Source organism: Lacrimispora amygdalina (assembly GCF_900205965.1).
Taxonomy (GTDB): Bacteria; Bacillota; Clostridia; order Lachnospirales; family Lachnospiraceae; genus Lacrimispora; species Lacrimispora amygdalina_A.
This window is the reverse complement of sequence record NZ_OAOF01000001.1, coordinates 104,841-117,041: the sequence shown is the minus strand read 5'-3', so window position 1 is coordinate 117,041 and position 12,201 is coordinate 104,841. Positions and strand designations below refer to the sequence as shown.

The following is a 12,201-nucleotide window of genomic DNA, read 5'->3' as shown; positions in this document are numbered from 1 at the left end:
TATGCCAATTAAAGTACAAAAGGATTTACCTGCGAAGGCCATACTGGAAACAGAGAACATATTTATCATGGACGAGGACCGGGCCTTAAGCCAGGACATCCGTCCCCTTGAAATCCTGATTATTAATTTAATGCCAATTAAAGAAGAGACAGAAACGCAGCTTCTGCGTGCATTGTCCAATACTCCGCTGCAGGTGGATTGTACATTTTTGATGCTGGAGAGTCACACATCAAAGAATACCTCTGCCAGTCATTTGAATAAGTTTTATGTGTATTTTGATGAGGTTAAGGAGAAAAAATTCGATGGAATGATTATTACCGGAGCACCGGTTGAGAATATGGAATTCGAAGAGGTGAACTACTGGGAGGAACTGACAAAGATTATGGAGTGGAGCAAAACAAATGTAACCAGCTCCCTTCATATCTGCTGGGGAGCCCAGGCAGGGCTTTATTATCATTATGGAGTGCCGAAGTATAAGAGGGATAAAAAGCTTTCCGGTATTTACAGACATAGGGTGCTGAACAGGAAAGTGCCGCTGGTACGTAGTCTTGATGATTATGTGATGGCACCACACTCACGGTATACGGAAGTGAGGAGAGGGGATATTGAGAAGCATCCGGGGCTGGAGATTCTGGCGGAGTCAAAAGAGGCAGGCATCCTGATGGTGATGAGTGAGGATGGAAAACAGGTTTTTATACAGGGACATCCGGAATATGACCGCATGACGCTCAATGGGGAGTATCACAGGGATCTGGATAAGGGACTGAATCCGGAGATTCCATGTAATTATTATGAGGACGATGATCCGGATACGAGGCCAGTATTGTGCTGGAGGAATGCAACGAATACGATTTATGGGAATTGGTTGAATTATTATGTATATCAGGTGACGCCTTATGAACTTTAGGAAATGGTACAGAACGTGCGCTATATAAGGGTATTTCAGACATTTTACGGTAAATACGGAATAGATAAGACTATCGTAAAGTATAGTCAAATATTATGCTTTAGTGAAAAATTGGGGGTACGATTGGGGTACGGTTTAAAACAAATTGGGGTACAAAAATAAGTGAAGAAAAGATCTGTATAATAATAGTATTTGGAAATGTAAATAAGTCCGTATGCATGTATGAAAAATATGAGTATATGGGCTTATTTTAGTGCCTTAAATTACATGTAAATAAATCCCCACCCCATACCATCAAACGTCTATATGAACGTTCTGGTGCGTTATAATGCACTAATACCAGTTGTTAACAAATGGAAAATTTCTTGTAAATTTCAATGTATATTTCACTGTCAGGAGTGATAATAATGCCATGAACAACGCAGATCAGCACAACGACGCACCCCAAATCCTACAAGATCTATTAGAAACTAACATTCGTCAACGCAGCGATGTAGGTGAATCAGCTATGAAGGTGGGACTTAGAGAAACTGTTAATCGTTTTGCACAATTTAAATTTTAACTTAACCTTCTTCACCAATGGCCACAAGCACTGAAAAATTTTCATATTCTCCGCCTCAGCTACAAAAACGCATGGATATCTGTGGATTTAGGACTGATTTTCTTATACAATTGCTTCTTAACTTAATTTTCGTAAGCATATGATTATAATATAGAAATGACGTTGGTTATCATATATAATGAGAGGGATATTCAAATTTTTATATAAAATATCTATATCGGTAGCTAAAATGGATTTTGGAATAAACCGTAAAAAACAGATCCAGGCTATGACCAAGAGGAGCAAATGTGAAAAAGCATATACTACTACTTAGTAATCTTATTATCATCATTTCCATTATAATTGGTTTTATCGGTATCGTTTATAGAGATACCACAGCGTATCAGGATCTGGCTGAAAAACATCTGGAAAACATCTTAAGTCTGGCCAATAAAGATATTTCCAGCCATGTGGAAGACTCTATGACTAAGCCGGTGATGGTTTCCAAGACAATGGCGAATGATGAATTTCTGAAAAAATGGCTTTCACAGGAGCCTCAAAATGCTGGGAATGATACATACCTGAAACAGTTATATAATTATTTGAATGCGTACCGGAATAAATATGGATATACAACGGTATTTTGTATTTCAGCAGAAACAGGAAATTATTACTATCAGGGCGGCTTTAATAAGACAATATCAGAATCAGATGAACATGATGTCTGGTATTATAATTTTATCAAATCAGGTAATGAATATGATCTTGAGGTAGACACCAACGAGACGAAGAATGATTATATTACGGTCTTTGTAAATTTTCGTGTAGAAGGCAGTGATGGATCACTTCTGGGTGTGATAGGAGTGGGATTACAGGTTGATTCACTGGGAGATACGATCTATTCTTATGAAAGAGATTATGGCTTGTCGGTTCATATCATTAATGTCATGGGAGCTGAAACTTCTTTTAAAGGGAGTACCGATATTTTTATCAGTGAAGAAGAATTGCAAAAACGGGTTGGAATTACAGACAGCCTTCAGTTAAAAGAATCTGAAACCCCGATTATGCAATGGTACACATCGGAAGGGAAGCGAAAATGTTTAATCACTCAGTATGATAGAATGCTTGGCTGGTATCTGGTACTTGAGATGGATACCAGTTCCATCAGTCAGGTATTTCAGGAACGTGTAAAAAGTAATGTGTTTTTTATGCTTGTTGCCCTGGCTGCATGTATTGTGGTTTCCACATCAGTTTTTATCAATTGCAATCTGCGTATTGTTAAGATTGAGAATACAGATGAGTTAACGGGACTTCCCAATCGAAAGGAATTTTCCAGACGGTATTCGACAATTCTACGAAAGAATGGGAAGAGGAAAAAAACGTTGTTCATGTTCGACATTGACCATTTTAAGAATATTAACGATTCATATGGCCACATATTTGGAAATTCCGTCATTAAAATGGTCGGGCAGGACTTACAAAATGCAATTAACGAATATGGAATCGCAGCTCGATGGGGTGGAGATGAGTTTTTCGGTATCTTATTAGTGGGACCTGATGAAGCAAAGCAAATCATGGAACGTTTTATGGACACATTAAAAAGTGGGGAAAAGAATGAAAATTACCATGTGACTATCAGTGTGGGGATTTCAGAGGTGGAGGAAGACCTTAGCATGGAGCAGATGGTTAAAAAAGTTGATGAGGCGCTCTATCATTCGAAAGAAAGCGGACGGAACCGGATTACAATTTTATAAACACTAAGAAGCGGCAAACACCATTAAATGCACTTTTTATTAAAATTTGAATAATATAGTAGAGGCAATAATAATGAAAAGGAGAGAAGATGTCAAAACAAAGTGCTTCTTCTAAAATAATAGATAATGCATTACTGGACAAAGGATATCCTGTAAAGGATGAGACAATGTCGATTCAGGTTGATAAATATTTTGGACGGCTGATGGATTTTATAGGAGAACGTAATCTGGAAGACATTAAAGCAGGAATTAAACAGAATTTACAATTTTGTCAGAAAAAAGATGGTCCATCATATAACGCAATTATTAGTTATTATAACCACTACAGCAGTCTGTGGGGTGGTTATAATCCTGATAAGGAAATATATGATCTGGTGGATAACCGTGCAGATGCATTAGTAAATCATAAACAGGACTTTGAATGGCTGTATGAGCGGCTTGGTGATTACAGGTCTAAGAAGATATTGTTAAATATCCTTTCATATTGGCTTAAAACTGATAAAACATTGATTGGAGATATCTGTGATAAGTGCTTTAGCCAGTATTTTGATTTTGATTTGATTCACTGCACCAATAATGAGGTTTTTGTGGATATTGGAGCTTATATAGGGGATACTTTGATACAATATACAAATATGTATGGTAAAAGCTGCTATAAGAAGATATATTGTTATGAAATTGTACCCGCAAACGTACAATCTATTTATAAAAACATCGAAATGTTTAAACTGGAAAATGTGGTAGTGCGTGAGAAGGGCGTAAGTGATAAAAAAGGATTTATGTATTTAGAGGAAGATGGCGTTTCCTCTGTACGCCAACTTTTAAAGGATGGATCGATCAAGACACCAACCGTTACCATAGATGATGATATTAAGGGGGAAGTCACGTTTATTAAGATGGATATCGAGGGCGGAGAAGAGGGTGCATTATTAGGATGCAGGAATAAGATTGCCCAGTATCATCCTAAAATGGCATTGAGCGCTTATCATAATCATAAAGACCTATGGAAGCTGGCACGTATTATTAATGAAATTGATCCGTCTTATCAGTTTTATCTGCGCTATTATGGATTTCCGCTTGTGCCTACGGAATATGTATTATATGCATTATAGAACTCAGACAATTCCAGACTATGAGAAAACCTTCAGACTGTTGTAAATAATTTTACTCAGCCTGAAGGTGATATTGATGGAAATTCATTGACAGTTATTCATTCGAGGACTATAATTTGATTTTAGGAGGATGCAAATGAGAATATCAAAAGAACCAGAAGTCCGTAAGCGTGAAATAGCAGATAATGCTATGAGATTATTTTGTGAAAAAGGTTATGAGGCAACTTCCATGAAGGACATTGCAAAAGCAGTCAATGTCGTACCAGGACTTTGCTACAACTATTTTAAGTCAAAATATGAATTATATGAATATGCCATTACTTTGTATGCCGATGAGTGCCTTACCCCTTTAATTGAGATTCTTAAAACAGAGGAAGAATCACCGGATGCATACTATGAAAAAATAGTGACTGCTTTTATCCGAAGTGATGGAAAAGAAAAGTATCACGAGTTTTTTCATAAAGATGGGAATCAATTATTTCACAAGCAGTTAGAAATTGTAATGAATGATAAGATTCAGCCATATATAGAAAACTTTATTGTCTGTCTTAACAAAAAAGGACAGTTAAAAGTTGAAGATCCTAAAAGTGCATCAAGGTTCATTGTATATGGGCAATCCCCGATTGTAAATGATGATACCCTGACACCAGAAGAAAAAGCAGAAAAAGTAATGTCGATTGTTAAAAAAATATTGAAATGACAGTTACCTCGGTAAATTTCCGGGGTAAAAAAATACTTATCTAATGAATAAGTGTCAATGAATTAGGTTCATTGGAACCATGGAGGTAATTAAAATGGATTTAAGTTATAAAAAAGCGTCAGTTTTATACAGATTTATTGACGAATTAGGAAACAACAGAGCATTTAGTTTTATTTATAAAAAGTATATCAATCAATTAGGAATTAAAGGAAATGAAACTATTTTGGATTTTGGAAGTGGTTCGGGTGCCGGATCCAGACATTTGGCAAAAAAACTATATAAATCAAATGGACATTTGACTTGTGTGGATATATCAGAGTTCTGGATGAATAAAGCAAAATTACGAATGAGAAATTATAATAATGTTGATTTTTTTATTGGACAGCTTCCAGAACTGCAATTGAATGAAAAATCATTTGATATCATATATATTTTTTATGCTTTGCACGAGGTTTCAAAGAAGTTAAGAAGCGGAATCGTAAGTGAATTTTTCAGAGTTTTAAAAGACGATGGGAGATTACTTATTAAAGAGCCACAAAGAGAAGATGATGGTATGCCTGTTAATGAGATAGAAGAATTAATGATAAGTAATGGATTTTACAGAGAAAGCTGTATTTTATCTGGTGATACATATAGCGCAGTATATAAAAAGAAGTAAATAAAATCTAATAAGTGAATTCAGGAGAAAACAATGAAGAATGTGACATTAATAACAGGTGCAACCAGCGGACTCGGTCTGGCTTATGCGAAGGAATATGCGAAAAAAGGATATAATCTTATTATAACCGGCAGAAGGGAAGATAAGATAAAAGCAAATGCAATAAATATAGAGAATATGTACAACGTAAAGGTAAAAGCAGTTATTGTGGATCTGGCAAATGCAGAGGGGGTAAATTTTCTGCTTAATGAGATCAGGGATGATGAGATTGAAGTTTTAATTAACAATGCAGGATTTGGATTGAAGCCTTTATTTTCAGAAGTGCCCCAAGAAGATATGGAGCGTATTATATTTCTTCAAATAAATGCAGTCGTTATATTAAGCCAGTATATATTAAAACAAATGCTGGTCAGAAACAGGGGAACAATGATTAATATATCTTCCGAAGGCGCATTTGCAGTGATGCCAAGAAATATCTTATATTCTTCAACAAAATTATTTATACTGAATTTTACAGAAGGTCTTTACATGGAACTGATAGATTCCGCTATACGTGTGCAGGTGGTATGCCCTGGCTTTATAGATTCGGATTTTCACGAAAGTGCAGGAATGAATGTAGTTAAGAAGAAAACAGGATTTATGAAATTTATGGATCCTGATAAAATTGTTCAATTGGCAATGAGAGATTTAAAGAAGGGGAGGGTGGTAAGTTTGCCAGGCCTGGATGTAAAAATAATACAAATTATGCAAAAATTTCTCCCGAGAAACACATTGTATAAAATAATAATTGATTTCACAAGAAAAAGAAATAAAAAACTGCACAGATAGAAATAAAAATTTACTTTTATAACAATAAATTCCAATATTTTTACAAATACCTTACTTATCTTTACAATACCATAACTTTCATTGACTTACAGTTATATCCAAAGATATAATGTTGGCGAATCAAAAATAGTTATTATAATTATAAGGAGGTAGATATCTATGAAAATAAAGTATTTGGCAGCTACAGTATTATCTATGGCTATAGCATTAGGAACTGCGATGCCAGTGTTTGCTGCCGGTTTCGAAACCACTCCCCAGGGAGTGAAGTACAAATGGGGATCTGGCGATTATTGTACGAATAACTGGGTTAATTATAAAAGCCACTGGTTTTACTTTGGCGATGATCAGCTTATGCGTACCGGCTGGATTCAAAGAGATGATACGTGGTATTATGCAGCGGATTCCGGAGAACTTCAAGGCGGAATTATGAAAATCAATGGTAATGTCTACTACTTTAACACCAGTACTCTGCAAATGGTAACCGGACCTTACGACTATAATAATGACAGAAATTATTATACTGAAAACGGAACCACGGACGGGGGGCCATATGTCTATACACAATGGAACAGTGATGGTACCATCAAACGGGGCAAAAAATTTGGTGTTCATTAAATTTAATTATTGAAATTACTTTATTTAGAAAATACCCTGCAGGCCATTAGAGCGGCTGTGCAGGGTATTTTTTAGTATAGCAGGCAACCATACTGAAACTGGAACAATCTTCTGAAGCCATTGATTTTACTGGGGTTTTGCTCCTATATATGATATAATCAAACAATCAATCTCAATATTTAATTAATGAAAAGAGGAGAAACTTTGGCAATAGAATTTAATAAGATTGTAGAGCATTTTGCAGTTACTCTTTTTCAAATACGCGGTGTCTACCGCTATAAGATTTCAGCTGGGAGCAAAGGAACTCAGAAAACAGCGCCTTATCCAGGATTTGTATTTCCCCTTTCCGGCTGCGCCGAATATCAATTTAATAATACTCCTTATTTAGTCAAACCAGGGGTAGTATTGCATGGTCTTGCTGATGCAACTATGCGTAAGAGTGTGATTGGAGATGGGGACTGGGAGTTTATTTCTGTTCTGTATGAAACCTATAACGAGCCATCCCCAATTAGATTGTCTAATACGCATTTTAGCCTGACAGTTGGGCAAAGCGTGAAGCTATATGATTTACTTCACCGGCTCTATACGGTATCCGATCGTCCTGGAGGGCTTTCGGCTTTTCAAACGGAAACACTGTTTCGGCAAGTGCTGGAAGAAACTTTTTTATGTGTCAGGAATCAGACAAAATATGGTGCACAGGAACTTTTTGACTCAGTATCAGAGTACATTCATGCACATTATATGGATGATTTAACTATAAGTTCTCTGGCAGAGCAACATGGAGTTAATGAAAACCGCCTGTTCTATATTTTTCAAAAATGTGCCGGTATGGGTCCGGCAGATTATCTGCGTACATATCGCCTGAATCGGGCACGGGATCTGCTTGTAACAACATCCAGCCCTATTGGTGAAATTGCGGAGCAAATCGGCTACCCAGATGCGTTGTACTTCAGCCGTATATTTAAAAAACATTTTGGAGTGCCTCCAAGTAAATTTTGGGAAGAATAAAGCTATTTGTGTGATGAAAGTGCCGATGTTTTAACATGGGCATTTTTAATTTGTTAACTTAATTCAGGATATGTCCATATAAATTATGGATAAAGCTATTCACATAAGCCCCCTGTATTGATATGCTTAATTGCGGGTTAGTTGTATCTAACTAATAAATCAGGAGGCACAATTATGAAAAAAATTCTCTCTTTTTTATTTGCTGTTGTTTTATCAACAGGATTTTTGTCTGCTTGTTCCAATGGATCACAAATTAATAGTTCGGTCACATCGGAATCATCAGAAAGTATTCATACTTTAGAAACTACGGTTTGGCCACACGAGTTTGTAGATGCTGGTGGAAATAAAATAACTCTGGCAGGACAGCCTCAGCGTATTGCTATCCTCCATTCCAATTATCTGGAATATTTTTACTCACTGGGTGTCCCTGTTATTGCTTCGGCAGGAGCCTCAGTAGGAACTGCCCAGCAGGCGGTGGAAACCTACGAAACTTTGATCCCCTATCGAATGGGGGAAAAAATCATAGATCTTGGAAGTGCGAGAGAAATTAATCTGGAAGCGGTTTTGGAAGCACAGCCCGACGTGATTATAACTTTTGAGGGGCATAGTGGTTTGGATGAAATATACGACCAGCTGAATCAGATCGCGCCTGTTATTTTACTGGACTTTAAAGATACATGGCAGAATCAAACGCGTGCCTGTGCTGAGATTGTAGGGAAAAAGGAGGCAGCGGAGCAGATTATTAAAGAAACCGAGGAAGCAATAGCATTCGCGCATGAGGAATTAAGTGCACAGGACAAAAACGTAGCAATTTTCCGCACAAACGGAGGCAGGGCCTTTGTTGCACGCGGTAGCAGTGACTTTTACGCAGCCTTTGGTATTACCGCGCCCCAGGGATATACGTTTGGCTACGAGACTTTTTCACTGGAAGCCGTGGCAGATATGAATCCCGATTACTTGATTTTTATGGATTACACAGACATTGCCAAAGGATTTGTTAAATCACAGGAAGCCTCTTCTGTCTGGAGGAATATGGAGGCCGTAAAAAATGGAAATGTGGTTTATTTCGACGATTCACTAAATACCTTTGGGCCCCTGGCAATGCGATTAACTGCAGAAAAATTGATGGAGACAATCAAATGATAAACCCCAATAAGAAAACAGTTCGACAGGGAAAGAGGCACACTGTCTCTTCACACGTACTTGTAATTACAGGAGTTGTGATTCTGGTGATTCTCATATGCGTTTCAATTACCCAGGGTACTGCAGATATTTCTATCAGTACTGTCATGGATGCATTTATGAACTTTGACAAAAGCAATACACAGCATCTTATGATTATAGATTTACGGCTGCCCAGGGTGCTTGCAAGTGCATTGATTGGATCAGCTCTGGCCGCAGCAGGTGCGATTATGCAGGGGACAACCCGTAACCCTATGGCTGATTCAGGTCTTATGGGAATTAATGCAGGAGCAGCTCTTGCGATGTCGGTATGTTTTGCATTTTTACCAGGTGCAGGTTATGGCATGCTGATTTTTTTCGCTTTCCTGGGTGCAGCGTTAAGTGCATTGTTGATCAGCGGTATAGCTGCAGGACAAAAAGGTGAGACCTACCCTTTGAACCTGGTGCTGGCAGGAGCGGCAATTAGTGCGCTTCTTTCATCCTTAAGCCAGGGAATTGCACTTGCTTTTCATGTAGCAAAGGATGTGCTTTTTTGGACGGTAGGGGGCGTGGCAGGGATAACATGGCAGCAGTTTTATATTCTGGCACCTGTCATTTCAGCTGCCTTACTGGGGGCGTTTTTACTTTCTCCCTATGTTTCCATACTAAATATGGGAGAGGGGATTGCAAAAGGTCTTGGTCTTAACAACAGCCTGATACAAGCGCTTTGTACGGTTGTGGTTGTAGCTTTGGCAGGAGTTTCCGTATCGGTTGTGGGAGCGGTATCATTTGTAGGACTTATTGTACCTCATGCAGCCAGATTCATGGTAGGGGTTGACTACAAAAATGTCATTCCATCTGCGGCGGTCATGGGAGGGATTTTGTTGGTTATGGCAGATCTGGGAGCAAGAATGATAAACCCGCCTTTTGAGGTTCCTATCGGCGTTATTACCTCACTTATTGGCGTTCCATTCTTTCTTTATTTATCACGGAAAACAAGGAGATGTATCTAATGCCAAAGGAAAAAGTAAATGAATATAACAGAAGGATCAGAGTGAAAAACGTAATGATATTAACCGTTATCATCATACTTTTGATCCTATCGGCACTTATCAGCCTGAATGCCGGTTACAGCCGACTGCCCTTCTTAAATACCTTACATACCATATTGGGACAGGGCGGTGAAAAAGAGAATCTGGTTCTTTTTTCTTTCCGGCTTCCCCGCATTATTCTGTCTATGCTGGTGGGTGCCGGACTGGCGGTATCCGGCTGTCTTCTGCAGGGAGTAACACATAATCCGCTTGCCGACCCCGGGCTGCTTGGTATTCATGCAGGTGCCGGACTGATGGTGGTAATGTATGTACTTTTTTTGGGCACACAGTCAGTATTTGACTTCATCACCCTTCCGCTGCTTGCATTTATAGGTGCCGGCAGCGCGGCTCTGCTGGTATATCTGTTTACCTATAAAAAGGGGGAGGGGCTGTCACCTGTGCGCATGGTAATGACTGGTATTGCCATTCAGGCAGGTTTATCCGCTCTGACGACTTTACTGGTAGTTAAGCTTGATGATACGCAATATGCCTTTGTTTCCTCATGGCAGATCGGAAGCATATGGGGAGCAAATTGGCCCTTTGTTTTTATGCTTCTTCCATGGATCTGTATTTTGATACCCATTGCACTGGGGAAAGCAAGAATTCTTGATGTACTTAATCTTGGTGAGGAAACAGCTGCCGGACTTGGAGTTTTTGTATACAGGGAGCGGATAAAGCTGCTGGTAATGGCGGTGATGCTTGCAGGAGCCTGTGTTTGTGTGAGTGGCAGCATCAGTTTTATAGGGCTGATGGCACCGCATCTGGCACGCCGTATTGCAGGTCCCCGGTACCGCATTGTGCTGCCTGTGTGTGCTGCATTAGGTGCACTGCTGGTATCGGTGGGCGACATGATAGCCCGTGTTGTCATTCAGCCCTCATCATTACCGACCGGTGTGGTAGTGTCAATGATTGGTGCACCATACTTTCTATACCTGCTGTCAAGGCGTGAAAAAGTTACCAGGTAAAAAAGTAACCAGGTTAAAAAGTCAAATAATAAACGTATGCTAGAAGCATACAGATGGGTAAAAAATGAATTCAATAACATTAAAAGATTTAAAACTCAGCTATGATGAACATATTGTGGTGAATGGTCTGAACCTGTGTATTCTGGAAGGAAAGGTGACTTCCCTCATTGGGCCTAACGGCTGCGGTAAATCAACAATACTCAAGGCTGCAGGCCGTATACTAAAACCACAAAAAGGCGCTGTTTTGCTAAACGGCGATGATATCAGAAGCCTTCCAACCAGGGAGGTTGCAAAGAGGATGTCAATATTGCCACAGACACCTGCAGCACCTTCCGGGCTGACTGTAAGAGAGCTGGTGTCCTATGGGCGCTTTCCTCATCAGGAGGGGGTTGGCAGACAAAAGAAAGAGGATGAGGCAATTATTGAGTGGGCACTGGATATTACCCGCCTGTCCGATGTAGAAACAGCAGAAGTTGACAAGCTTTCCGGTGGGCAGCGGCAGCGGGTATGGATTGCCATGGCGCTGGCTCAGCAGAGCAGCCTGATTTTGCTGGACGAACCTACCACCTATCTGGATATGGCTTATCAGCTGGAGGTACTGGAACTTTTGGAAAAACTCAACCGCGAGCGTGGGAGTACCATAATTATGGTATTGCATGATTTGAACCTTGCCTCACGTTTTTCCGATTTTCTTGTGGCTATCCGGGAGGGGTGCATTATAGCACAGGGAACACCGGAGGAAATCATGACCCCCCGTGTATTGCGTGATACTTTTTATATTGATGCAGAAATCACTGCAGACCTTCGCACTGGCAGACCAGTGTGTAATTCATACCATTTGATTTAGTGGAGGACTTTAAT

At 39.2% G+C, this 12,201-nt stretch carries 12 protein-coding genes; all 12 read left to right on the top strand.

The features are described from left to right. The first annotated feature begins 1 nt into the window (after window position 1). The 12 genes from metA (at window position 2) to CRO04_RS00505 (ending at window position 12,187) form a co-directional block, all read left to right on the top strand. Entirely contained in the window at window positions 2-907 is a 906-nt protein-coding gene (gene metA / locus CRO04_RS00560) for a homoserine O-acetyltransferase MetA (RefSeq protein ID WP_097002293.1), read from the top strand. Between the two features lie 849 nt (window positions 908-1,756). Beyond that, window positions 1,757-3,202, top strand: a complete 1,446-nt coding sequence (locus CRO04_RS00555) for a sensor domain-containing diguanylate cyclase (protein WP_097002292.1) — start codon at window positions 1,757-1,759, stop codon at window positions 3,200-3,202. 89 nt (window positions 3,203-3,291) lie between these two features. Further along, window positions 3,292-4,314 (top strand): FkbM family methyltransferase, encoded by a 1,023-nt coding sequence (locus CRO04_RS00550; RefSeq protein ID WP_097002291.1) that lies wholly within the window; start codon window positions 3,292-3,294, stop codon window positions 4,312-4,314. Window positions 4,315-4,450: 136 nt separating this feature from the next. Beyond that, a complete protein-coding gene (locus CRO04_RS00545; protein WP_166432438.1) occupies window positions 4,451-5,014 on the top strand; it encodes a TetR/AcrR family transcriptional regulator in 564 nt (187 codons plus the stop codon). Window positions 5,015-5,108: 94 nt separating this feature from the next. Continuing rightward, on the top strand, window positions 5,109-5,672 hold the full coding sequence (locus CRO04_RS00540; protein WP_166432437.1) for a class I SAM-dependent methyltransferase: 564 nt from the start codon (window positions 5,109-5,111) through the stop codon (window positions 5,670-5,672). 33 nt (window positions 5,673-5,705) lie between these two features. Next, window positions 5,706-6,500 (top strand): SDR family NAD(P)-dependent oxidoreductase, encoded by a 795-nt coding sequence (locus CRO04_RS00535; RefSeq protein ID WP_097002288.1) that lies wholly within the window; start codon window positions 5,706-5,708, stop codon window positions 6,498-6,500. A gap of 159 nt (window positions 6,501-6,659) precedes the next feature. After that, window positions 6,660-7,115, top strand: a complete 456-nt coding sequence (locus CRO04_RS00530; RefSeq protein WP_097002287.1) for a hypothetical protein — start codon at window positions 6,660-6,662, stop codon at window positions 7,113-7,115. Window positions 7,116-7,301: 186 nt separating this feature from the next. Continuing rightward, complete coding sequence (locus CRO04_RS00525) at window positions 7,302-8,123, top strand: AraC family transcriptional regulator (protein WP_166432436.1); 822 nt, start codon at window positions 7,302-7,304, stop codon at window positions 8,121-8,123. A gap of 174 nt (window positions 8,124-8,297) precedes the next feature. Continuing rightward, complete coding sequence (locus CRO04_RS00520; protein WP_097002286.1) at window positions 8,298-9,266, top strand: ABC transporter substrate-binding protein; 969 nt, start codon at window positions 8,298-8,300, stop codon at window positions 9,264-9,266. Next, entirely contained in the window at window positions 9,263-10,297 is a 1,035-nt protein-coding gene (locus CRO04_RS00515) for a FecCD family ABC transporter permease (RefSeq protein ID WP_097002285.1), read from the top strand. Before CRO04_RS00520 ends, CRO04_RS00515 begins: the two co-directional genes overlap by 4 nt. After that, window positions 10,297-11,340, top strand: a complete 1,044-nt coding sequence (locus CRO04_RS00510) for a FecCD family ABC transporter permease (RefSeq protein WP_097002284.1) — start codon at window positions 10,297-10,299, stop codon at window positions 11,338-11,340. Before CRO04_RS00515 ends, CRO04_RS00510 begins: the two co-directional genes overlap by 1 nt. 64 nt (window positions 11,341-11,404) lie before the next feature. After that, window positions 11,405-12,187 (top strand): ABC transporter ATP-binding protein, encoded by a 783-nt coding sequence (locus CRO04_RS00505; RefSeq protein WP_097002283.1) that lies wholly within the window; start codon window positions 11,405-11,407, stop codon window positions 12,185-12,187. Window positions 12,188-12,201: the final 14 nt, after the last annotated feature.

Excerpts from the sequence above, each read along its gene's own strand:
- CRO04_RS00530 (WP_097002287.1), top strand. The coding sequence starts at position 6,660 with ATGAAAATAAAGTATTTGGCAGCTACAGTATTATCTATGGCTATAGCA.
- CRO04_RS00525 (WP_166432436.1), top strand. The coding sequence starts at position 7,302 with ATGAAAAGAGGAGAAACTTTGGCAATAGAATTTAATAAGATTGTAGAG.
- CRO04_RS00505 (WP_097002283.1), top strand. The coding sequence starts at position 11,405 with ATGAATTCAATAACATTAAAAGATTTAAAACTCAGCTATGATGAACAT.
- CRO04_RS00520 (WP_097002286.1), top strand. The coding sequence starts at position 8,298 with ATGAAAAAAATTCTCTCTTTTTTATTTGCTGTTGTTTTATCAACAGGA.
- metA (WP_097002293.1), top strand. The coding sequence starts at position 2 with ATGCCAATTAAAGTACAAAAGGATTTACCTGCGAAGGCCATACTGGAA.
- CRO04_RS00545 (WP_166432438.1), top strand. The coding sequence starts at position 4,451 with ATGAGAATATCAAAAGAACCAGAAGTCCGTAAGCGTGAAATAGCAGAT.
- CRO04_RS00515 (WP_097002285.1), top strand. The coding sequence starts at position 9,263 with ATGATAAACCCCAATAAGAAAACAGTTCGACAGGGAAAGAGGCACACT.
- CRO04_RS00510 (WP_097002284.1), top strand. The coding sequence starts at position 10,297 with ATGCCAAAGGAAAAAGTAAATGAATATAACAGAAGGATCAGAGTGAAA.
- CRO04_RS00540 (WP_166432437.1), top strand. The coding sequence starts at position 5,109 with ATGGATTTAAGTTATAAAAAAGCGTCAGTTTTATACAGATTTATTGAC.
- CRO04_RS00535 (WP_097002288.1), top strand. The coding sequence starts at position 5,706 with ATGAAGAATGTGACATTAATAACAGGTGCAACCAGCGGACTCGGTCTG.
- CRO04_RS00550 (WP_097002291.1), top strand. The coding sequence starts at position 3,292 with ATGTCAAAACAAAGTGCTTCTTCTAAAATAATAGATAATGCATTACTG.